This window comes from Micromonospora sp. S-DT3-3-22 (assembly GCF_015354745.1).
Taxonomy (GTDB): Bacteria; Actinomycetota; Actinomycetes; order Mycobacteriales; family Micromonosporaceae; genus Micromonospora; species Micromonospora wenchangensis.
Genome location: NZ_JACGMO010000082.1, coordinates 1 through 21,302, shown reverse-complemented (window position 1 = coordinate 21,302; position 21,302 = coordinate 1). Strand labels below are relative to the sequence as shown.

Annotated in this window: 22 protein-coding genes, 1 tRNA gene and 1 riboswitch; of the genes, 7 read left to right on the top strand and 16 right to left on the bottom strand. The window is 71.7% G+C overall.

Going from position 1 to position 21,302, the window contains the following annotated elements:
- Positions 1 to 33: 33 nt before the first annotated feature.
- Positions 34 to 324 carry a DUF6458 family protein gene (locus H1A17_RS22255; protein ID WP_145917249.1) on the bottom strand — a complete coding sequence of 97 codons (291 nt, stop codon included), beginning with the start codon at positions 322 to 324 and terminating at the stop codon, positions 34 to 36.
- Positions 325 to 449: 125 nt separating this feature from the next.
- On the opposite strand from H1A17_RS22255, the gene H1A17_RS22250 reads away from it, so the two are divergent.
- On the top strand, positions 450 to 986 hold the full coding sequence (locus H1A17_RS22250; protein WP_194822805.1) for a histidine phosphatase family protein: 537 nt from the start codon (positions 450 to 452) through the stop codon (positions 984 to 986).
- Positions 987 to 1,018: 32 nt separating this feature from the next.
- Here H1A17_RS22250 and H1A17_RS22245 read toward each other — a convergent pair whose 3' ends face one another.
- From H1A17_RS22245 to H1A17_RS22230, 4 genes are all read right to left on the bottom strand, one after another.
- Entirely contained in the window at positions 1,019 to 1,288 is a 270-nt protein-coding gene (locus tag H1A17_RS22245) for a DUF6458 family protein (protein ID WP_067300694.1), read from the bottom strand.
- Positions 1,289 to 1,490: 202 nt separating this feature from the next.
- Positions 1,491 to 3,347: an acyl-CoA dehydrogenase gene (locus tag H1A17_RS22240; RefSeq protein WP_194822804.1), complete on the bottom strand. Its 1,857-nt coding sequence runs from the start codon at positions 3,345 to 3,347 to the stop codon at positions 1,491 to 1,493.
- A gap of 115 nt (positions 3,348 to 3,462) precedes the next feature.
- Positions 3,463 to 4,590, bottom strand: coding sequence for a PP2C family protein-serine/threonine phosphatase (locus H1A17_RS22235; protein WP_145917246.1), 1,128 nt, complete (start codon positions 4,588 to 4,590; stop codon positions 3,463 to 3,465).
- Positions 4,591 to 4,677: 87 nt separating this feature from the next.
- Positions 4,678 to 5,322 carry a septal ring lytic transglycosylase RlpA family protein gene (locus H1A17_RS22230; RefSeq protein WP_145917245.1) on the bottom strand — a complete coding sequence of 215 codons (645 nt, stop codon included), beginning with the start codon at positions 5,320 to 5,322 and terminating at the stop codon, positions 4,678 to 4,680.
- A gap of 184 nt (positions 5,323 to 5,506) precedes the next feature.
- Here H1A17_RS22230 and H1A17_RS22225 point away from each other — a divergent pair, with 184 nt between their 5' ends.
- Positions 5,507 to 6,055 (top strand): phosphoribosyltransferase family protein, encoded by a 549-nt coding sequence (locus H1A17_RS22225; protein WP_194822819.1) that lies wholly within the window; start codon positions 5,507 to 5,509, stop codon positions 6,053 to 6,055.
- Positions 6,056 to 6,069: 14 nt separating this feature from the next.
- On the opposite strand, the gene H1A17_RS22220 is transcribed toward H1A17_RS22225, so the two are convergent.
- Complete coding sequence (locus H1A17_RS22220; RefSeq protein WP_194822803.1) at positions 6,070 to 6,303, bottom strand: hypothetical protein; 234 nt, start codon at positions 6,301 to 6,303, stop codon at positions 6,070 to 6,072.
- A 100-nt stretch (positions 6,304 to 6,403) separates the two neighbouring features.
- On the opposite strand from H1A17_RS22220, the gene H1A17_RS22215 reads away from it, so the two are divergent.
- On the top strand, positions 6,404 to 6,835 hold the full coding sequence (locus H1A17_RS22215) for an ASCH domain-containing protein (protein ID WP_145917244.1): 432 nt from the start codon (positions 6,404 to 6,406) through the stop codon (positions 6,833 to 6,835).
- A 23-nt stretch (positions 6,836 to 6,858) separates the two neighbouring features.
- On the opposite strand, the gene H1A17_RS22210 is transcribed toward H1A17_RS22215, so the two are convergent.
- The 3 genes from H1A17_RS22210 to H1A17_RS22200 form a co-directional block, all read right to left on the bottom strand.
- Entirely contained in the window at positions 6,859 to 7,740 is an 882-nt protein-coding gene (locus H1A17_RS22210; protein WP_194822802.1) for an LLM class flavin-dependent oxidoreductase, read from the bottom strand.
- A gap of 67 nt (positions 7,741 to 7,807) precedes the next feature.
- Entirely contained in the window at positions 7,808 to 8,071 is a 264-nt protein-coding gene (locus H1A17_RS22205; protein WP_194822801.1) for an e9imm peptide, read from the bottom strand.
- Between the two features lie 780 nt (positions 8,072 to 8,851).
- Positions 8,852 to 8,925: transfer RNA gene (locus H1A17_RS22200), tRNA-Gly, on the bottom strand.
- Between the two features lie 234 nt (positions 8,926 to 9,159).
- Here H1A17_RS22200 and H1A17_RS22195 point away from each other — a divergent pair.
- Positions 9,160 to 10,194 (top strand): zinc metalloprotease, encoded by a 1,035-nt coding sequence (locus H1A17_RS22195; RefSeq protein WP_145917241.1) that lies wholly within the window; start codon positions 9,160 to 9,162, stop codon positions 10,192 to 10,194.
- A 75-nt stretch (positions 10,195 to 10,269) separates the two neighbouring features.
- Here H1A17_RS22195 and H1A17_RS22190 read toward each other — a convergent pair whose 3' ends face one another.
- Positions 10,270 to 10,824: a pyridoxamine 5'-phosphate oxidase family protein gene (locus H1A17_RS22190; protein WP_145917240.1), complete on the bottom strand. Its 555-nt coding sequence runs from the start codon at positions 10,822 to 10,824 to the stop codon at positions 10,270 to 10,272.
- A 146-nt stretch (positions 10,825 to 10,970) separates the two neighbouring features.
- On the opposite strand from H1A17_RS22190, the gene dcd reads away from it, so the two are divergent.
- A complete protein-coding gene (gene dcd / locus H1A17_RS22185) occupies positions 10,971 to 11,549 on the top strand; it encodes a dCTP deaminase (RefSeq protein ID WP_145917239.1) in 579 nt (192 codons plus the stop codon).
- 48 nt (positions 11,550 to 11,597) lie between these two features.
- Here dcd and H1A17_RS22180 read toward each other — a convergent pair whose 3' ends face one another.
- From H1A17_RS22180 to H1A17_RS22165, 4 genes are all read right to left on the bottom strand, one after another.
- Positions 11,598 to 12,638, bottom strand: a complete 1,041-nt coding sequence (locus tag H1A17_RS22180; RefSeq protein WP_145917238.1) for an NlpC/P60 family protein — start codon at positions 12,636 to 12,638, stop codon at positions 11,598 to 11,600.
- Between the two features lie 12 nt (positions 12,639 to 12,650).
- Positions 12,651 to 12,787: riboswitch (cyclic di-AMP (ydaO/yuaA leader) on the bottom strand.
- 155 nt (positions 12,788 to 12,942) lie between these two features.
- Positions 12,943 to 13,941 carry an NlpC/P60 family protein gene (locus H1A17_RS22175; protein ID WP_145917237.1) on the bottom strand — a complete coding sequence of 333 codons (999 nt, stop codon included), beginning with the start codon at positions 13,939 to 13,941 and terminating at the stop codon, positions 12,943 to 12,945.
- 177 nt (positions 13,942 to 14,118) lie between these two features.
- A complete protein-coding gene (locus H1A17_RS22170) occupies positions 14,119 to 15,123 on the bottom strand; it encodes a hemolysin family protein (RefSeq protein WP_194822800.1) in 1,005 nt (334 codons plus the stop codon).
- A complete protein-coding gene (locus tag H1A17_RS22165; RefSeq protein ID WP_145922492.1) occupies positions 15,116 to 16,423 on the bottom strand; it encodes a hemolysin family protein in 1,308 nt (435 codons plus the stop codon). The genes H1A17_RS22170 and H1A17_RS22165 overlap by 8 nt, the downstream gene beginning before the upstream one ends.
- 144 nt (positions 16,424 to 16,567) lie before the next feature.
- On the opposite strand from H1A17_RS22165, the gene H1A17_RS22160 reads away from it, so the two are divergent.
- Complete coding sequence (locus tag H1A17_RS22160) at positions 16,568 to 17,248, top strand: GPP34 family phosphoprotein (RefSeq protein ID WP_145917235.1); 681 nt, start codon at positions 16,568 to 16,570, stop codon at positions 17,246 to 17,248.
- An 88-nt stretch (positions 17,249 to 17,336) separates the two neighbouring features.
- Here H1A17_RS22160 and H1A17_RS22155 read toward each other — a convergent pair whose 3' ends face one another.
- On the bottom strand, positions 17,337 to 19,553 hold the full coding sequence (locus H1A17_RS22155) for a (Fe-S)-binding protein (protein WP_145917234.1): 2,217 nt from the start codon (positions 19,551 to 19,553) through the stop codon (positions 17,337 to 17,339).
- Positions 19,554 to 19,841: 288 nt separating this feature from the next.
- On the bottom strand, positions 19,842 to 20,105 hold the full coding sequence (locus tag H1A17_RS22150; protein WP_145917233.1) for a cell division protein CrgA: 264 nt from the start codon (positions 20,103 to 20,105) through the stop codon (positions 19,842 to 19,844).
- A gap of 227 nt (positions 20,106 to 20,332) precedes the next feature.
- Here H1A17_RS22150 and H1A17_RS22145 point away from each other — a divergent pair, with 227 nt between their 5' ends.
- Complete coding sequence (locus H1A17_RS22145) at positions 20,333 to 21,139, top strand: DUF881 domain-containing protein (RefSeq protein WP_145917232.1); 807 nt, start codon at positions 20,333 to 20,335, stop codon at positions 21,137 to 21,139.
- Positions 21,140 to 21,302: the final 163 nt, after the last annotated feature.

Sequence of the window (21,302 nt, the reverse complement as noted above, 5' to 3'; positions counted from 1 at the left end):
GCGGGGCCCTCGAGATCATGGGGTGCGGGACGGTCAGACCGGGTAACCCGAGCCGCGCGTCTCGCGGTACTCCTCGCGCACCACCCGGTCGCCCTGCACCGGCACGACCCGGTCGGCGACGACCTGGTCCTGCCGCACCGCGGTGGTAACGACCGCCCGGCGGCGGCTGTTCCAGAAGTAGAGGGTGGTCAGCAGCCCGACGACACCGGCGAGCATCAGCACCCAGCCGACCACGTCGAGGTTGAGCCATCCCAGATTGGCGTCGACGGCGAACGCGAAGATCGCGCCCACCGCGATGAGGAAGATGCTGGCACCGATGCCCATGACGTCGCCTCCTTGGCTGTCAGCTGGCGTTACCCACCCGCCACGGCCATCGAGGGCATCGATGAGCGAGTGGCATCCATCGACTTACCCAGGCGACACCCGCGCCAATCAGGCAAGCTGGTGCCATGACGGACGGCGAGGCCGAGACACGGACACTGGTGCTGCTCCGGCACGCCAAGGCCGAACAGCCCACGACCGGCCCCGACGTGGAACGCAGGCTGACCGCCCGGGGCCACGCGGACGCCGCCGCCGCCGGTGCGTGGCTGACCCGGCAGGGTCTGCTCCCCGACGTGGTGATCTGTTCGGCGGCCCGCCGGACCAGGCAGACCTGGCACGACGTGGCGCTGGGCATGACCGGGTCCCCGCCGGAGGGTGGCCCGGCGGGGACGGCTCCGGTGGTGCGGTACGCCGCCGCCGCGTACGAGGCACACCCGGACGATCTGCTCGACCTGGTGCGGACGGTCGAACCGGAGGCCGGCACGGTGCTGCTCGTCGCGCACAATCCGGGCGTCTCGCTGCTCTCGGCGCTGCTCGACCCGGAACGGGCCGACCGGGAGGGGCTGCGGACCACCGACCTGGTGGTGCACCGGGCAGCGGTGCCGTGGGCGGAGCTGACCCCCGGCGCCGCCCCGATCATCGCCCGGCACACCGCCCGCGGCTGACCCCTCAGGCAGCAACCGGGACGGCCGCGCGGTCAGGACGGGGGTGCGGTGGGCGGCGGCGGGTCGGGCGGCGGCGGCATCATCGCGGTCGGGTGGGAGAGCCGGTTCTCCTCGACGATGAGGGTACGGGCCCGCTTACGCCGGTCCTGCCAGAACCACAGCGTGGTGAGCAGTACGGCCAGCCCGGCCAGGATGAACACCCAGCCGACCGCGCGCAGGTCGATCCACCAGACGTTGGCCCGGATGGCGAACGTCATGATCGCGCCGAGCGCGATGAGAAAGATGCCGCTACCGATACCCATGTGCGCTGCACTCCCCCGTGCGGTGGCCGTTGGGCGTGCCCTGACGACGTGGTCCGCGCGGCTTACCCGCCCAGCCTCCCGCCTACCGGGATCGGGGCGGGCAAATCCGGGGGGCGGCAGGTGCGACGGGGCCGATGTTGCGGTATCCAGGCGTTCGGATACCGCAACATCGGCCCCGTTGCGAACTATCGACCGGCCGGGATCAGAACGCCTCCTCCGGGAGGTCCATGATGTCCAGGTCGGCACCCTCGATGATCCGCCGGTCGGCGCCGATGCGGGGCAGCACCTCGCGGGCGAAGAACCGGGCGGCGGCCACCTTGCCGGTGTAGAACGCCCGGTCGGTGGCGGAGACCTCGCCGGCCAGCGCCTTCAGCGCCACGTCGGCCTGCTTCTGGAGCAGCCAGCCGACCACCAGGTCGCCCAGGGCGAGCAGGAAACGGCGGCTGCTCAGGCCGACCTTGTAGAGGCTGCGGGCGTCGCCGCCCTGGGCCTCGCCGAGCCAGCCGGTCAGCACGCCGAGGATGTTCTGGATCTCGGCGAGCGCCCGGCCGAGCGCCAGCCGCTCCTCCTTGAGCTGCCCGTTGCCGGCCTCGGTGGTGATGAACTCCTGGATCTCCCCGGCGACGGCGGTCAGCGCCCTGCCGTTGTCCCGGACGATCTTCCGGAAGATCAGGTCGAGGCTCTGGATCGCGGTGGTGCCCTCGTACAGGGTGTCGATCTTGGCGTCCCGGACGTACTGCTCCAGGGGGTAGTCCTGGAGGAAGCCCGAACCGCCGTAGGTCTGGAGCGCCTCGTGGCCGAGCAGTTCGTACGCCCGCTCCGAGCCGACGCCCTTGACCAGCGGCAGGAGCAGGTCGTTGACCCGCTTGGCCAGCTTGGTCGCCTTCTCGTCGCCGGCCGCCTCGGCGAGCGCGACCTTGTCCTGCCAGGTGGCGGTGTAGCAGACCAGCGCCCGCAGTCCCTCGGCGTACGACTTCTGCATCAGCAGCGAACGACGGACGTCCGGGTGGTGGGTGATGGTGACCCGGGGCGCGGCCTTGTCGGCCTGCTGGATCAGGTCGGCGCCCTGTACCCGGTTCTTCGCGTACTCCAGGGCGTTGAGGTAGCCGGTGGACAGGGTGGCGATCGCCTTGGTGCCGACCATCATCCGGGCGTACTCGATGATCATGAACATCTGCCGGATGCCGTCGTGCCTGTCGCCCAGCAGCCAGCCCTTGGCCGGTACGCCGTGCTCGCCGAAGGTCACCTCGCAGGTGTTGGAGACCTTGATGCCCATCTTGTGCTCGACGTTGGTGGCGAAGACGCCGTTGCGCTCGCCCAGCTCACCGGTCTCGGTGTCGAAGTGGAACTTCGGGACGACGAACAGCGACAGCCCCTTGGTGCCCGGCCCGCCGACGCCCTCCACACCGACCGGGCGGGCCAGCACGTAGTGCACGATGTTGTCGCTCAGGTCGTGCTCACCGGAGGTGATGAACCGCTTCACGCCCTCGATGTGCCAGGAGCCGTCGGGCTGCTGGACGGCGCGGGTACGGCCGGCGCCGACGTCCGAGCCGGCGTCCGGCTCGGTCAGCACCATCGTGGAGCCCCACTGCTTGTCGATGAAGAGCTTGGCCCACTTCTGCTGCTCCTCGGTGCCCTCGACGTGCAGCACGTGCGCGAAGGACGGGCCGGAGGCGTACATCCAGACCGGGGCGTTGGCGCCGAGCACGAGCTCGGCGAGCGACCACCAGAGGGCGCGCGGGGCGCTGCTGCCGCCCAGGGACTCGGGGAGGTCCAGCCGCCAGAACTCGGAGTCCATGAACGCCTGGTACGACTTCTTGAACGACTCCGGCAGCGGCGCGGTGTGCGTGGCGGGGTCGAAGACCGGCGGGTTGCGGTCGCTGTCCTGGTAACTGGCCGCCAGGTCCTCGCGGGCCAGGCGGTCGACCTCGGAGAGGAAGCTGCGGGCGGTGTCGACGTCCAGGTCCGTGTACGGCGCCTGGCCGAACGTCTGGTCCGCCCCGAAGACCTCGAACAGGTTGAACTCAAGGTCCCGAAGGTTGCTCTTGTAGTGGGTCATGTTCGCTGGCCCCGCTTCCGGACAGGTGTTACCGATCAGTAACCCCCACTGTATTACTCACGGGTAGGCAGCGACAACCCGGGCGCGGAAGTGACGGCGGTTACACACCCGGCGGTCAGCTCTCGGCCGCGCCGACCTCCCACGAGGGCACCGCCACCGTCACCCCGCTACGCGGGCCGGTGTACTCCATCAGGACCAGGGCGATGTCGTCGTCGAGCCGGCCGTGCACCCACTCGACCAACGCGGTCTCCAGGGAGGCCAGACCGTCGCCGACCGTGCCGTGGCCGAGCAGCCGCCAGGCCCGGTCGGCGGTCGGGAAGAACTCGCCGTCCCGCCGCGCCTCGCCGAGGCCGTCGGTGAACAGCAGCAGCCGGTCCCCGGGCTCCAGCCGCTCGACCCGGGGCCGGACCACCGGCATGAACCCCAACGGCGGGGCGGGGGCGGGCGGCTCCAGCGGGATCACCGCACCCCGGCGCAGCAGCAGCGGCGCAGGGTGGCCGCAGTTGACGATGGTCAGCGTCCCGCCGCGCTCCTCGACCACGGCCGCCGTGACGAAGTCCTCGTCCCCCACGTTGCGGGCCACCGCCCGGTCCAGGTCGGCCACCACCGCCCGCAGGTCGGGCCGCTCGTACGCGACGTGCCGGTAGGAACCGAGCACGATGCTGGCGAGCCGGACGGCGTCCAGCCCCTTGCCCCGCACGTCCCCGATGATCATGCGGACGCCGTACGGGGTGTCGATCGCCTCGTACAGGTCGCCGCCGATCTCGGCGGTGGCCGTGGGGGAGATGTACCGGGCCGCCACCGCCAGGGTGCCGACCTGCGGACCGAGCGGACGCAGCACGGCCTGCTGGGCCACCGAGGCCAACTTGGACAACTCGCCGATCCGCTCCACCTGCCCCTGCCGGACCGCCGCCACGCTCGCCGCCACCACGGTGGCGAAGGCGATCCCGACCAGCGACACCGCCGTGGTCAGCTTCATCGCCGGATCGGCCACCGCGAAACCCGCCCCGAGCAGCAGCGCGAGGAAACCCACCCCGGCCACCGCGCGCCACGAGGCGAAGCCGGCGGCCAGGATCGGCGCCACCGCCATCAGCGCGACGTAGTGCACCGCACGGCCGTCGGCCGACTCGATCGCCGAGACGAGCGCGAGCAGCCCGACGGCCGCGCCGACGCCGGCGCGGGACCCGGGACTCAGTGGGCCTCGGCCCAACTGGAAGGCATGTTTACGTACGTGGGACAGCATGCCTGATGGAACCGGGCCGGAGAATGAACCTAGCCCCACGATTGAGGGTGTTCTGCCCGGCCGTCCCGCTGGTGCCACCGTTCGCCGTCAGCCCAGCACCTCGTACCTGACGGTCAGCTCACCCAGGTCGACCGAGGCGATCGCGGCGAAGGCGGCCCGGGACAGGTCGATGCAACGCCCGTCGATGAACGGGCCACGGTCGTTGATCCGTACGGTGACGGACTTGCCGTTGGCCGGGTTGGTCACCCGGACCTTGGTGTTGAACGGCAGGGTCTTGTGGGCGGCGGTCATCGCGCTCGGGTCGAAGTTCTCCCCGTTGGCGGTCAACTGGCCCTCGTCGTAGAAGGACGCACCGCAGGAGCCGCTGTCGACCACGGTGCTCTTCGGGGCCGCCTTCTTCGTGGTGGCGGACGGCTTGGGTGCGGCCGTGCGCGGCTTGCTCCGGGAGGCGGCCTGGGTTCGGGTGGCCTTCGGGCTGGCGGTGACGGTGGGCGACGGGCTGGCGCTCGGGGAGGCGGTGGCGCTCGGGCTCGGGCTCGGGGTCGGTGCGTCGGTGGTGGTGGCGGCGCTGGGGGCGACCGGGTCGACGACCACGGTGGCCGGCGCGTCGTCGGCGGTCAGCTGCACCGCGCCGACGGTGCCGCCGACGGCGAGCGCGACACCGAGCGCCGCGGTGGCGGCGATGCCGGCGGGCGAGGAGAAGATCCGGGTACGGGAGTGCCTGCCAACCACCGGCTCGGTCCTTTCGTATGCCTGCATAACGGCTCGGACCGTAACGAGAGAAGCACTTCCGAAGTCAACGTGATCATGGTGGTATGCCCAGAATTACAGTGATACGTGTGACCGATCAGCCGAGGACCGCTGGGCCGCACGGGCCAGAATGCCACCGGTGGTATTCGCCACCGAGGATGTGGGCATGACCGCCGCGCTGCGTGCCCGCCTCGCCGAACTGTTCGCCTGGGTCGATCCGGGGCCCGGCAGCAGCCACCTGGTCAGCGACGTCTCCCGCTGGTGGCGGGACCCGCAGGTGCTGGCCGGGCTCGGTCCGGCCCTGGTCGAGCCGTTCCGCGCCGACCGGCCCACCGTCGTCGTCGCCCCCGCGGTGACCGGGCTGATGCTCGGGCCGCTCGCCGCGACCGCCCTGGGCGTCGGCTTCGTCCCGGCCCACAAGCCCGGTGACGGACGCCTCCCCGCCGGCCCGCTGACCTGGGCGCAGAGCCCACCCGACTTCCGGGGCCGGCAGGTCGACCTCGCGGTACGCGACGACCGGCTCGGCGCGGACGACCGGGTGCTCATGGTCGACGACTGGGTCGCCACCGGCGCCCAGGTACGGGCCGTCCGGGACCTCTGCGAGGCCCGGGGCGCGCACTGGGTCGGCGTCGCCGCCGTGGTCGTCGACCTGCCCGACCCGGTCGCCGCCGAACTGGGCGTACGCGGGCTGCTCACCCCCGCCGACCTGCCCTGACCTGCGGCCCGGTGTCAGCCCGGCCAGGTGAGCCGCACGAACTCCTCGACCGCCGTGCAGACCTGCCCGGCGACCCAGTCCATCGCCACCGACGGGGGCGCGCCGTCCATCCCGATCCCCTCCGGCGGCTGCCAGCCGATCTCGTGGACGTCGAAGCCCGCCCGGCGCAGGCCCTCACCCGGGTAGGCGAACAGCGGGTAGTGGGTGTCGTAGCCCCGTCCGGGGACGAGCACCGCGCGTCGGTCCATGGTTCCTCCCGTCGTCGGACCCACCGTAGCGACGGCGGAGCCGACCGTGGGGGCATCGAAACCGGGCGACGGAAATCGGCGCGGCGGTAGCCTCGGCCGCATGTGGCCACGGATTGGCGGACTCCGCACGCTCGCCCTCGGCACCCCCGGCGAGTTGCGCACCACGCTCAACACGCTGGTGCTGGCCGGGGTGAAGACGGCCACCGCCGGCCTGCTCACCGAGTACGCCGACGAGACCGAGGAGTTGGAGCACGTCGGCGAACGGCTGGCCCTGGTCGACGACCGGGACGCCCTCGTCGGGGTGGTCGAGGTGACCGGGATCGAGGTGGTCCCCTTCGCCGGGGTCTCCTGGGACTTCGCCCGCTCCGAGGGGGAGGGGGACCGGTCCATCGAGGACTGGCGGGCGGGGCACGCCGGCTACTGGGCGCGGGTCGGCACCCCGGTCACCGACGACACCGCGATCGTCTGCATCCGGTTCCGGCTGGTCTCGGCCGGCGACGGCGGGACGCCCGCCGGAGATCTCGGCACCTGAACCAGCCCCCGGGGTGGCACCCGTCAGGCCGTGCGCAGCTCCGGCAGCAGCCGGGTGGCGACGTCGGCCAGGACCGCCTCGTCGCCCGCGTACCAACTGCTGGCCCGGGGCCAGTGGGTGATCACGTCGGTGAAGCCGAGCGCCGCCGCCCGCGCCACCTGCTCGGCGAAGAAGTCGGCGCTGCGCAGCGAGAAGACCGGCGCCGAGTCCAGGGAGAGGTAGCGGGGCAGGCTCGCCGGGTCGCGGCCGGCCTCGTCGAGGGTACGGTCCATCCGGGCGCAGAGCGTCGCCACCCCGTCCCACCAGGCCGTCAGCTCCTCCTCACCGGTGCCGGTGGTGACCCAGCCCTGACCGAACCGGGCGACCAGCCGCATCGACCGGGGCCCGTTGGCTGCCATCACGAACGGCACCCGGGGCTGCTGCACGCAGCCGGGGTTGTTCCGGGCGTCCACCGCGCTGAACCAGTCGCCCCGCCAGGTGGTGCCGTCCTCCCGCAGGATCAGGTCCAGCAGCTCGGTGAACTCGCCGAACCGGTCCACCCTCGGCCGGGGCGGCAGCGTCTCCCCGCCCAGCACCGCCGAGTCGAACCCGATGCCACCCGCGCCGAGGCCCAGCAGCAACCGCCCGCCGGAGACGTCGTCGAGGGTGGTGACCTGCCGGGCGAACGCCGCCGGATGCCGGAAGTTGGGTGAGGCGACCAGGGTGCCCAGCCGGACCCGGTCGGTGACCATGGCGGCGGCGGTCAGCGTCGACATCGAGTCGAACCAGGGACCGTCGACCAGGTCCCGCCACCCCAGGTGGTCGTACGTCCAGGCGTGGTCGAAGCCCCACTCGTCCACCTGCTGCCAGCGCCGACGCGCCTCCGGCCAGCGCTGGTCGGGAAGGATCACGATGCCAATCCGCATGATCGCCAGCGTACGTGCCGCCCCGGCCCCGCCGTTCCCGCGCCGGCCGCGCACGTGCGCACCTGGGTCAGTCAGGCCGGGCCTGCTCCTCGGTCTCCGGCCACGGGGTGGCCCGCATCGCGATCGGCCGGTAGGCCAGCGCGCGGTCGACGACCTCGGTGGCCGTCAGCTCCGGGGTGGTCGTGAAGATCAGATCGGAGACGTCCGGACAGACGAGGTCGCGTTCGAGGCTGTCCAGCCAGTCGTTCAGCTCGCCGTCGTCGGCATAGTCGAGCCGCATGATCCGCTCGACGAGGACGACGGCCTCGTCCCGGGTCAGCTTCGCCGGCACGGCGACCTCCTCGGAGCAGGGGCGATGGCACCCCACATGATCCCCGACGGGGAAGTGTCGAGGTTTCCGCCCCGGACTGTCGCCCAGGTCGGCCCGGGGTCAGGTAGTCCTAGCGCGTCCTTTCGAGCTGATGTCGTCAACGAATCAGGCCAGCAGGCCAAGGAGGACAGGCGACAGGCGACGGACGGCAGGCGACGGGCGAGGGGCATCGGACGGCAGGCGACGGACGGCGGACGGCAGGCGACGGACGACGGGCGAGGGGCGAGGGGTGAGGGGCGTCGGGCGGCAGGCGTCGGACGACGGGCGAGGGGCGAGGGGTGAGGGGCGTCGGGCGACGGGCGGCAGGCAACGGACGGCAGACAACGGGGTCCTGCGACCCCGGGCACGGCGTGTCCACCCTGGGCGGCGTTCCCGTCTCCGCGACGGACGGCACGCGGCAGGTGTTGGGCGGCGGCGGTGCTGACGTCGACGCCGGTGCCGCCACCGGTGTGAGTCGTTTGCGTCATCAGGTCTAAAGGACGCGCCAGGTGTATGCCCGCTCGCTCAGCCATGCGACGACCGGCAGCTCCTCAGGCCGCAGGGCTCCCGTGAATCCGGTGCTGCTCGGCAGTGGGTGCGGTCGGGCGGGCACCGGTGACAGCCTCGCGTCAGGGAGGCCGACCGTGGCATCGCCGGCGCGATCGACGAGGCGACCAGGGCGGCCCGGCGCAAGCCGGGCAACATGACCTAGAGACACGTAAGCCCTGGCGGGACGCGTGTCCTGACCAGGGCTTACGCACGTGGAGCGGGTGACGGGAATCGAACCCGCACTGTCAGCTTGGGAAGCTGATGTTCTGCCATTGAACTACACCCGCAAGCGGGACCACTGTACCTGAGGTGACCACGCCCGCGCACCCGGGCACCCCCGCGCGCCGTCGACAACCAGTCGTGACCATCCGGACACGAAGGGCGCAAATGAAACGGTCAGATGTTTCACAGAAGCAGCTTAGGGACGTTCTCAAACGTGTCGATCAGTTGTAACGTCACCCCCACGTTCACGACCTCGGCGCGACATACCCCCTGCCGCGCCGCCAGAAAGAGGTGGGCCCATGGGACTGCGTCCCAACCTGCTGACCCGGCGTGCCGCCGGTGTCGCGTCGACGACCTTCGCGCTGCTGTTGAGCACCGCTGCGGTGGGCGTCGTACCTGCGGCTTCCGCGTACTCCGCAGCCCCCGGCAACACTTCCTGCGCGGAGCCGGCCGACGCCCACGCGGACGTTCACTCCGACGCCCGCGTCCGTGGCGGCAGCAAGGCCGCCCACAAGCGGCACGACCCGAACGAGCTGACCGCCAAGCAGGTCCAGGAGCGGGAGGCGGAGTTCGCCGCCGCCCTGCGTAACAGCGCCCTGCGGTCGAAGTCCAGCTACCGCACCGGCTCGACCGAGGGTGTGACGGTGGCGCTGGCCCCGATCACCATCCCGGTCGTCGTGCACGTCATCCAGCGGGACAGCACCCGGGCCGGGGGGAACATCCCCGACTCGATGATCAACTCGCAGATCAGCGTGCTGAACCAGGCGTACAGCGGTGCGACCGGTGGGGCCGCCACCGGGTTCGCCTTCCAGCTTCAGAAGATCAACCGGGTCACCAACGCATCGTGGTACCCGATCGTGCAGGGCTCCCCGGCCGAGCGGTCGATGAAGACCTCGCTGCGCACCGGCGGCAAGAACACCCTCAACATCTACCTGGGCGAGCTGAGCGACGACCTGCTCGGCTGGGCGACCTTCCCCAAGCGCACCCTGGACGTGATGGACGGCGTCGTGGTGCTCGGCGAGTCGCTGCCGAACGGCACCGCCACCAACTACAACCTGGGCGACACCGGCACCCACGAGGTCGGCCACTGGCTGAACCTCTACCACACCTTCCAGGGTGGCTGCTCGGGCTCGGGCGACGGCGTCTCGGACACCCCGGCCGAGCGTGAGCCGGCCTTCGAGTGCCCGACCGGCCGGGACACCTGCACTGCGGCCGGCAAGGACCCGATCACCAACTTCATGGACTACACCTACGACTCGTGCATGTACCAGTTCACCCCTGGGCAGGCGAGCCGCATGGTGAACGCCTGGACCGCGTACCGCGCGTCGGCCTGACCGGCTGCACGGCACAGCGTCAGGTGCCGGCTCCGTCCCTCCGGGACGGGGCCGGCACCGTCGTTTCCGGGGGGGTCAGGCGGCGGTGCGGCGGGTGTCGAACCCGTGCCGACCGCGCCGGGACGGTCGCTGGTCGGGCAGGCCGGCGACACCGTGCCGGCCGGGCACCGGATCGAGCCAGACCTGTACGGAAGGCCGCCCGGCGTCGCCGCTGAACGGGCCGCCCTGGTCGCGGCGGGTGAGCATGGCGACGTCGACGCTGAACTCGAAGAGCCGCCAGTCGACCTGGGGCGCGGCCCGGCCGATCTCGGCCACCAGCGCCACCCGGGCCGGGTCGGTCACCGGCTCGGCACGACCGGCGACGTACGCCTCGTCGTCGCTCTCCTCGGGCGGGAACGAGTGGAGCGCGTAGCGGCCGTCGCGTTCGAGGTCACGCCGCTTGGGCGAGTCGACCACGAAGCAGAACAGCCCGCCGTCGGTGACCAGCGGGCAGACCGGGTGCACCCGGGGCCCGCCGTCGGCGCGGACGGTGGCCAGGTAGCCGAAACCCGACCCGTACTGCTGGAGAAGAAGGCGGATCCCGTCGGCGAGTCGGGGCTCGTCGGCGGCGAATGCGGACCAGGATGCCATGCCGTCATTCTATCGAACAGGCGTTCGAAAGACAGTCCGACACGCAGGTCGAACGGCCCGACGTACGCCTCGGAGGCGGCGACGACGCCGGCCGGTGGGGCGGCCCGGTGGGCGGGTCCGGCCGGGGCGCTGGATATGGTGTCCCGATGCTGCTCTCCGACCGGGACCTCGTCTCCGAGATCAAGGCGGGCGCGCTGGCGCTGGAGCCGTTCGAGCCGAGTCTGGTGCAGCCGTCCAGCATCGACGTGCGCCTCGACAAGCTGTTCCGGGTGTTCAACAACCACCTCTACACCCACATCGACCCGGCGGTGCAGCAGGACGACCTGACGTCGATGGTCGAGGTGCCGGCGGGCGAGCCGTTCGTGCTGCACCCGGGCGAGTTCGTGCTCGCCTCCACGCTTGAGGTCATCTCGCTCGGCGACCAACTCGCCGGCCGGTTGGAGGGCAAGTCGAGCCTGGGCCGGCTGGGACTGCTCACCCACTCGACCGCCGGTTTCATCGACCCGGGCTTCTCCGGCCACGTCACGCTGGAGCTGTCGAACGTGGCCAACCTGCCGATCACCCTCTGGCCGGGCATGAAGATCGGTCAGCTCTGCATCTTCCGGCTCTCCTCGCCGGCCGAGCACCCGTACGGCTCCGCCGTGTACGGGTCGCGCTACCAGGGCCAGCGGGGGCCGACCCCCAGCCGCTCCTGGCAGAACTGGCGCACCTGGCCCATCCGCTGACGTGGCGTACCGCGTCCGGGCCCCTGGCCGGGGCCCGGACGCGGTGGCTCAGCCGGGCCGGCCGTAGCTGTTGACCGGTCCGTCGTCGACCCGCTTCATCGTGATCGGCTTGCCGGCCTGGGACGCGTGCACGACCCAGCCGTCCCCGACGTACATCCCGACGTGGTGCAGGTCGGAGTAGTAGAAGACCAGGTCGCCGGGGCGCAGGTCGGCCCGGCTAACCCGGTCGGTGACCTGGCGCTGCTGCCGGGCGTTGTGCGGCAACGACACCCCGGCCTTCGCCCAGGCCGCCATGGTCAGCCCGGAACAGTCGTAGTTGTCCGGGCCGGCCGCGCCCCACACGTACAGCTTGCCGATCTGGGCGCAGGCGAACTTGACCGCCGTACCGGCCGGACCACCGGGGTAGCCGGCGGGGCACGGGGCCGGGCGCAGCTTGCCACCGCCGCCGTTGCCGTAGACCTTCAGCCGCAGTTTCTGCAACCTGTCGATCTCGGTGTTGATCTGCTTCTTGCGGGCCGCGAGCTGCGCTTCGGTACGGGTGAGCTGGGCGACCATCTCGTCCAGCGGTGCCTTGGTCGCGGCGAGTTCGTCGCGTAGTTGGGCGACCTCCCGCACCTCGCGCTGCTGGCGGCTGGCGAACCGGTCCAGCAGCCCCAGCTGCTCGACCACCTGGCTCGGGCTGCGGCTGCCCAGCAGGGCGTTGACGGTGGACACGTTCTCGCCCTTGTACGCCTGCACGGCGAGGCCGCTGACCTGGTTCATCGCCTGGTCGACGCGGCGTTGCAGGGGGGCGATGCGCTTACCGAGCGCGTCGGCCTGCCGGCGCTTGGCGGCGAGGTCGGTGCGGGTGGCGTTGTGCTGTTCGATGAGTGGTTCGAGCTTGTTCCAGTCCTGGTCGATCTGCCGTTCGATCTCGGCGACCGAGGGGTCGGCGTGCGCCGCCGTGGGGCCACCGGTCAACACGACAGCGGCGGCGGCCAGGGTGGCGAGGGTGGTGGTGAAGCGGGACCAGCGTGGGCGCGGCACCGTCGTGTTCCGGGCGACCTGGGTCGTCCGGTGCGACGGTGGCCGCGGGGCATGGTGTGCCACCGGGCTCCGGGCTCCTTCTTCCTCGACCGCCTACCGGGTTAGCTGACGGGTTCGGGCGGGAAGGGAGCGCCCTACCGCGGTGGTCGCGGATTCACCCCGGCGTACCTGGGTCCCCGGCTCGCCCGGAGGCGACTCGGCGGTGCCGGTCGACGCCACCCCGGGTGGGGCGGACCTGGTGCCGACCGACGATTGACCAGAGTAGAGACGGTCGTTATCGATCCGCAACCCGCCGGGCCGGCACACTACGTGACCGGAAAACACGCAACCCCCGGCCCGATGGGCCGGGGGTTGGCGTATGCGCTGGTCAGGGGCGGCGGAAGCCGGCCACCGGCATGTAGTTGATACTGGTCACCTGGACCGGCTTACCGGTCCGGGGCGCGTGCACCATCATGTCGTTGCCCAGGTAGAGCCCGACGTGGTGCAGGTCGCTGAAGAAGAACACCAGGTCGCCGGGGCGGGCCTCGGAGCGCGGGATGGCCTTGCCCTCGTTCCACTGCGCACCGGTGAAGTGGGTCAGCGAGATGCCGGCCGCCTTGTACGCGAACTGGGTGAGCCCGGAGCAGTCGAACGAGTTCGGCCCGGTGGCACCCCAGACGTACGGGTCACCGACCTGCGCGCAGGCGGTCGCGATCGCGGTCCGGGCGGCGGAGCTGACCACACCGTTGATCGTGGGGCAGCCGTTCACCTTCACCGTGGTCTTCGGCATCGCCGCCTGCAACCGCTTGATCTCGGCGTTGATCTGCTTCTTCTTGGCCGCGAGTTCCTTCTCCTGCTTCACCTCGGCGGCGATCAGCGTGTCGAGCTTCTGCTTCTCGGCGTCGTACTTGCGGCGCACCACGAGCACGGCCTCGACCTCCCGGCGCTGCTCGGCGGCGAGCCGGTCCAGGATGGTCAGCTGCGCGGCGAGAGTGCCCGGCTTGGTGGTGGTGAGCAGCGCGCTCAGCTCCTGCGAGGGGCCGGACTTGTAGTAGCGGGAGGCGAGGTCGCCTACCCGGCCCAGGGCGAGTTCGCTCTGCAGGGCCAGCGGCTCGATCTTCTTCTGGAGGTCGGCGGCCTTCTTGCGGTTGACCTTCAGCTGCTCCTGGACTTTGTGGTGGCTCTCGATGGTCGGTTCGATCTGCTCCCACTGCTTGTCGAGGGCCGCCTCGATCTCCTCGGGCGACGGCGCGGCGTGGGCCGGCACGGCGAGCATCCCGGCACCGACGGCGACCGCCGCGACCAGGGTGAGCAGGCGGCGGGCGACCCGCCGGAGGGCTGCCGGCCGTGCGTGCGGCTGGCCCTGGGCGTGACGGTGAGGGGGCATGGTTGCCACCGGCGTCGACTCCTTTGCAACCGACCGCCGGGCGCCTCGCTAAGGGGAAGAAGGAGGCAGACGTCCCACAGCGGCCGGTGCAACATTAGGGGCAGTCGCGGTGGGGAATCAAGGCGGGTGGGCACTCCATCACATCAGTGCAATCGCTTGCACACAAAGGGTGTGCACTCATTTTCCAACGATGGCAGTCAATACGTCGTCGAGCGTGACCACACCCAGCGGGCGGCGACCGTCGCTCACCAGCACCATGTGCCGCCGCTCGCGCCGCATCGCCAGCAGCAGATCGGCCAGCGTACGGTCCGGCGGGACCACCGCCAGCGGCCGGTAGACCTCGGCCGGCACCGGCGCGCGACGGGCCACCCCGGCGTACCCGAGGACGTCCTTGACGTGCACGAACCCCAGCACCCGGCGGGTGGAACGCTGCACCACCGGGAACCGGGACCGGCCGGTGCCGGTCGCCAGCACCTCCAGGGACGCCGGTGAGACGTCCTCGGCCACCGTGGTCACCGTGGACCACGGTTGCAGCGCGTCGGCCGCCGTACGGTCGTGCAACGCCAACGCCCCGGTGATCCGGGCGTGCTCCTCGGCGTCGAGCAGCCCCTCGGTGCGGGCCTGGGCGACCAGCCCCGCCAACTCCTCGGCGGTGAAGACCGTCTTGACCGCGTCGGTCGCCTCCACCGCCCACAGCCGCAGCACCTGCCGCGCCGCCCACTTCATCGCCAGCAGCAACGGCTTGGTGGCCAGGCAGAACGCCAGCATCGCCGGCCCCAGCCAGAGCGCCGACGGCTCCGGCCCGGCCAGGGTGATGTTCTTGGGCACCATCTCGCCGACCACGGTGTGCAGGAACACCACCACGCCCAGCGCGATCAGGAAGGAGACCGGGTGCACCGCGCCCGCCGGCAGCAGCACCGCGTGGAACACCGGCTCCAGCAGGTGGGCCAGGGCCGGCTCGGCGATCGCGCCCAACCCGAGCGAACAGACGGTGATGCCCAACTGCGCCCCGGCGATCATCAGCGGGATCTGGTTCATCGCCGACAACGCCCACCGGGCCCGCTTCGACGTGGCGGCCATCGGCTCCACCACCGTACGACGCGACGCGATCAGGGCGAACTCGCTGCCCACGAAGAACGCGTTGCCGAGCAGCAGCACCACCGCCACCAGCAGCTCAGTCATCGGCGTGCGGCTCCTCGGGGCGGACCACCCGGACCTGTTCGATCCGGTGCCGCTCCACCTCGACGACGGTGAACGCGTAGCCGTCCGCCCGGGTCGTCTCGCCCGGCAGCGGGATGTGCCCCAACCGGGCCATCAGGAAGCCCGCCAGTGTCTCGTACGGGCCCTCGGGGAGCCGGAACCCGGTCTGCTCGAACAGCTCGTCCTCCCGCAGCACCCCGTCGACCAGGACGGTCCGTTCCCCGCCCGGCACGGTCAGCCCGGTGGCGTGGGCGTCGTCCACCGTGGCCGGGTCGAACTCGTCGGCGATCTCCCCGACCAGCTCCTCGACCAGGTCCTCCACGGTCACCACCCCGTCGGTGCCGCCGTACTCGTCGACGACGATGGCCAGGTCGGCACCGGCGGCCTTCAGCGCCGCCAGCACGCCGTCGAGGTCCAGGCTCTCCGGGACGTACACCGGCTCGCGGGCGACCGAGGCGACTGTGGTGCGGGCCCGCGCGGCCAGCGGCACGCCGAGCGCGTCCGGCACGGCCGCGACCCCGGTGACCAGGTCGAGGGTCTCCTCGAAGACGGGGAACCGGGTCCGGCCGGTCCGCCGGGACAGGTCCAGCAGTTCGGCGACGGTGGCGGTGGCCCGCAGCGCGATCACGTCCACCCGGGGGGTCATCGCCTCGGCGGCCCGCTTGTCGCCGAAGCGGATGGTCCGGCGCAGCAGCATCGCGGTGTCCGGCGGCAGCGCGCCCGCGCGGGCCGAGATGGCCGCGAGCAGCCCGAGTTCCTCCGGCGAGCGGGCGCTGGCCAGTTCCTCCTGCGGTTCCACGCCGAGCTGGCGGACCAGCCGGTTCGCCGAGTCGTTCAGCGCCCGGATCAGCCAGCCGAAGGCCCGGGAGAAGGCCCGCATCGGGCCGGCGGTGGCCAGCGCCGCCGGCATCGGCCGGGCCAGCGCCAGGTTCTTCGGCACCAGCTCACCGAAGAGCATCGACAGCAGGGTGGCCAGCGCCAGGGCGAGCAGCGGGCCGAACCGGTCCGTCCCGCCCAGCGGGGCCAGCAGCGGGGCGAACAGCCGGGACAGGGCGGGCTCGGCCAGGTAGCCGGTGAGCAGCGCGGTGAGGGTGATGCCGAGCTGCGCCCCGGAGAGCTGGAAGGACAGTTCGCGCAGCGCCCGGCGTACCGTGGCGGCGGTGGCGTCGCCGGCCTCGGCCCGCCTGTCGATCTCCGCCCGGTCGACGGTGACCAGGGCGAACTCGGCCGCGACGAAGAACGCGTTGCCGGCGGTCAGCAGCACGAAGCCGGCCAGGGGCAGCAGCGTGCCGAGCAGCAGTGAGTCGATGGACGTGATTGTTTCAGATCCACCCCCGGCGGTCACCGGTGCGTGGCACACGGTCACCGGCGTCACCGCCGGGTCGCCCACGGGCGGGGTTCGCGCCACGGGGTTAGCGTGGACGGCATGGCACCGCTCACCCTCGCTGACGAACTGGTCCTGCTCGCCTACGACGACACCGGCGTGAACCGGCTCGGCCGGCCGCACCTCGACTACGGGCTGTCCGGCGCGGTGCTGCTCGAACTGGCGCTCGCCGGTCGGGTCGAGGTGGCCGACGACCGGCTGGTGGTGACCGACCCGACGCCGGTCGGCCGCCCGGTGCTCGACGACGCCCTCGCCCAGGTGGCCGCCGACGGCAAGCGTCGCCGCCCCAAGGACTGGATCAGCCGGCTGGCCAAGGGGCTGCCCGACCGGGTGCTGTCGGGCCTGGTCGAAGAGGGGGTGCTGCGCCGGGAGTCCGACCGGGTGCTGCTGGTCTTCCCGCGTACCCGCTACCCGTCGCCGACCGGCGCGGAGCCGGTGGCGGAGACGGCGGCCCGGCAGCGGATGGTCGACGCGCTGCTCGCCGACGGCCCGGTGGAGGCCCGGACGGCCGCGCTGCTCGGCCTGACCCGCGCGGTGGGGCTGGACCGCAAGCTCTTCCGGGAACTGCCGAAGGAGCGGCTGAAGGCCCGCACCACGGAGATCGCCGACGGGGACTGGGCGTCCGCGGCGACGAAGAAGGCGATCGAGGAGACCCAGGCCGCGATCATGGTGGCGACCACGGTCACCACCACGGCCGCCATCATCACCACCACGACGTCCTGACCGTTACGGCGTTGTGAACCACCGCCACGGCGGCGGCACCGGTGGGTGCCGTCGCCGTCGTGCGTCCGCCCACGGCGACGGTACGACCTCAGCCGGCGGCCGGCGCGGTCTCCTTCCCGCCGGGTGCGGTGTCCGGCTTGACCGAGCGCAGCAGCACGCTGGCCACGTCGACCACCTCGACCTGCTCGCCGGCTCCCTTGCCGTTGACCCCGTCGTTGAGCATCGTCGAGCAGAACGGGCAGCCGACGGCGACCGTCCGCGCCCCGGTGGACATGGCCTCCTCGACCCGGTCCACGTTGATCCGCTTGCCGATCTTCTCCTCCATCCACATCCGGGCGCCGCCGGCACCGCAGCAGAAGGAGCGCTCACTGTTGCGCGGCATCTCGATCAGGTCGGCGTCGGCCCTACCACCGCCGTTGAGGGCGCTGCCGAGCACCTCGCGCGGGGCGGCGAAGACCCGGTTGTGCCGGCCCAGGTAGCAGGGGTCGTGGTAGGTGACGCCGCCGTCGACCGGCTGCACCGGGGTGAGCCGGCCGGTGCTGACCAGGTGCGCCAGGAGTTGGGTGTGGTGGACCACCTCGAACTCGCCGCCGAGCTGGCCGTACTCGTTGCCGAGGGTGTTGAAGCAGTGCGGGCAGGTGGCGACGATCTTGCGCTTGGCCTGCTCCCGGCCCTCGAACGCCTCGTTGAGGGTCTCGACGTTCTGCTGGGCGAGCATCTGGAAGACGAACTCGTTGCCGATCCGGCGGGCCGGGTCACCGGAGCAGGTCTCGCCCTCACCGAGGATGGCGAAGGAGACGCCCGCCTCGTGCAGCAGGGTGGCGACCGCCCGGGTGGTCTTCTTGGCCCGGTCCTCGAACGCCCCGGCGCAGCCGACCCAGAACAGGTACTCGAAGTCGTCGACCTCGCCGACCCGGGGCACCTCGAAGCCCAGCCCCTTGGTCCAGTCCTCGCGGGTGTTCTGCGGGGCGCCCCACGGGTTGCCCTTGTTCTCCAGGTTGCGCAGCATGACGCCGGCCTCGGACGGGAAGCTCGACTCGATCAGCACCTGGTAGCGGCGCATGTCGACGATGTGGTCGACGTGCTCGATGTCGACCGGACACTGCTCGACGCAGGCCCCGCAGGTGGTGCAGGACCACAGCACGTCCGGGTCGATGACGCCGCCGGCCTCGGCGTCGCCGATCAGCGGCTTCTCGGCCTCGGCGAGGGTGAGCACGTCGAGGTGGGCGAGCTGCGCTGCGGTGGCCTTCTCCTCGCCGGTGAGGTCCTTGCCGCCGCCGGCCAACAGGTAGGGCGCCTTGGCGTACGCGTGGTCGCGGAGGCTGAGCACGAGCAGCTTGGGCGACAGCGGCTTGCCGGTGTTCCAGGCCGGGCACTGCGACTGGCAGCGCCCGCACTCGGTGCAGGTGCTGAAGTCGAGCAGGCCCTTCCAGGTGAACTGCTCGACCTGGGCGACACCGAACTGGTCCTTCTCCGGGTCGGCCTCCTCGAAGTCGAGCGGCTTGCCGTTGCTCGTCATCGGGCGCAGCGGGCCGAGCCCGGAGCCGGCGGGCCGGGCCGGCTCCCGCTTGAAGAAGATGTTGAAGAACGCCAGGAAGCGGTGCCAGGCGACGCCCATCGTCACGTTCAGCGCGATGACGATCAGCCAGGTCATCGAGATGGCGATCTTGATGAGGGCGGCGATGCTGACGCCGGCCGGCCAGGCGGGAAGCAGCGCGCCGACGGCGTGACTCACCGGGGTGGCCCAGACCGGGTACTCGAAGTGGTCGGTGGCGACCTTGAAGCCGCGGATCACGAACCCCATGATCAGCACGGTGAGGACGACCGCCTCGACGAAGTAGCCCTGCCACATGGTGGAACCGGTGAACCGGGAGCGCCCGCCCGGACGGGTCGGCCGGTTGCGGACCCGGATCGCGATCAGCACTCCGATGCCGACCGTGCCGAGCACCGCGATCACCTCGGTGACCAGGCCGTAGACGGCGAGGCCGCCGATCAGCGGCAGGCCGCCGGTCGGTGAGACGACCTCGAAGTACGCCTCCAGCACCAGCAGCGACAGCACGATGAAGCCGACCATCACGAACCAGTGCGCGGCACCCACCACGCCCCACCGGAGCATCCGGGTGTGGCCGGCCGTCTCGACCAGCATCGTCTTCGCCCGGGTGCCCTTGTCGGCGAACCGTTCCGGCGCGGGTTGCCCCAGCCGGATGACGGCCACCATCTTCAGCACCGCGCGCACCGCGAGCCACACCGCCACGGCGGTGATGGCGGCGGCGAGGACCGTGGTGACGATCTGGACGCTGCCCATCGAGTTGGCCTCCCGGTCTGCTGCCTGTCGAGCGGCTCGGCGACCGGGGGCCGGCTCAGGGGGTGGCCGGCGTGACGCCGCCGCACCCCCGACCGGACCGGTCGATGACCTCGCTCCGCTCGGTCATGCAGTGCAGCCTACGCGAAAGTTACCCAACGGTAACGTGAGTCTTCTCGCACCAGGCCACGCCGCCCTGCGGACACCATAGGGCTCCCGACGCCGAAGCGCCGGGCTGGGGCCGTCCGGGGTGACCTGGGACGTGTCGCGGAGCGCGCCGGAGCGCCGCGCTCAACGCCAGCGGGAGAGCAGGATCAGCGAGCCCACCATCGCGCCGAACCCGACCGCGAGGTTCCAGTAGCCCCACGAGGCGACCGGGTACTCCTGCTCGGAGAGGTAATAGACCACCAGCCAGCCGATGCCGCCGACGATCAGCGCGACAGCGGTCGCCGGCAGCCACACCGGGCTAGGCTTGCGCGTCGCCGCCGTTGTCGTCGGACGAACGTCCGTCGGCGGGGTGTACACCTTCTTCTTACGGACCTGAGACTTGGGCACGACGCTCTCCAGAGGGGTGACGACCTCGTCCGGCCTGACAACCGGGCGCGGGGGCGACGGTCCATGGCCAATAATGTTCGACAGCTAGCGTAGTCCCGAAGGCCGCTCCAGGCCATGAATGGGGTCGATCCGGTGCACGCGGTGACCGGATCGGGCGGGTCGACGCGACGCCGGTGACCGTCCCGGGTCGTGACGGGCGTCACCACACGACGGGAGAGGAACGCTCGGTGGAGTACACATCCGGTGCGGCGTCCTGGCAGAAGGCCATGCGCCGGGCGGTCGCCGCCTTCCTGCCGCGACGCCCCCGGCAGCGCCGGCCGGGCTGGTCGGTAGGCGTGCCGCTGATCGCCGCCGCGGCCGGGCTGCTCTTCACCACCACGGCGACCACCGCCGGTGGCACCGCCCTGCGCGAGGACCGCCGGCCCCAGCTCACCCAGCTCATCGAGGACCGCCGGGAACAGGTGGCCGCAAGCGAGCTGCGGGCCGCCCGGCTGCGCGCCGACGTGGAGGGCGAGACCGCCGCCCTGGCCGACACCGACGAACCGATCAAGGAGCAGCGCGACCGCGCCCAGGCGCTCCAGCAGGCGGCCGGGTTCACCGCGCTCACCGGGCCCGGGGTGACCGTCGAGCTGAACGACGCCCCCCGGCGCAGCGATGGCACCCTGCCCAAGGGCGCCACCAACGACGACCTGGTCGTCCACCAGGGTGACGTGCAGGCGGTGGTCAACGCGCTCTGGGCCGGAGGTGCGGAGGCCATGTCCATCATGAACGTCCGCGTGCTCTCCACCAGCGCGGTACGCTGCGTCGGTAACACCCTGCTGCTGCACGGCCGGGTGTACTCGCCACCATTCAAGATCGTAGCAATCGGCGATCCCGCTGCCCTCCAGCAGGCCCTCGCCGGCTCTCAGGGAGTCGGGTTGTTCAAGCAGGCGGTCGACCACTACCAGCTCGGTTACTCCGAGCACGTCGGCTCCGTCACCGTGCCCGCGTTCGAGGACTCGACGGCGCTGCGATCGGCGACGGTGCCGCGATGACCCGGCAGGGCGGGGACCCGCGCCCCGACCAGCACGACGGGCCGACCGCCTTCCTCCCCCCGGTCGACCGGTCCACGCCGCCCGCCACCGCCCGCCCGCAGGCCGCCGACCCGAGACCCGCCGGCCCCTGGCCCGCACCGGTGCTGCCCACCCGCCAGCCGCC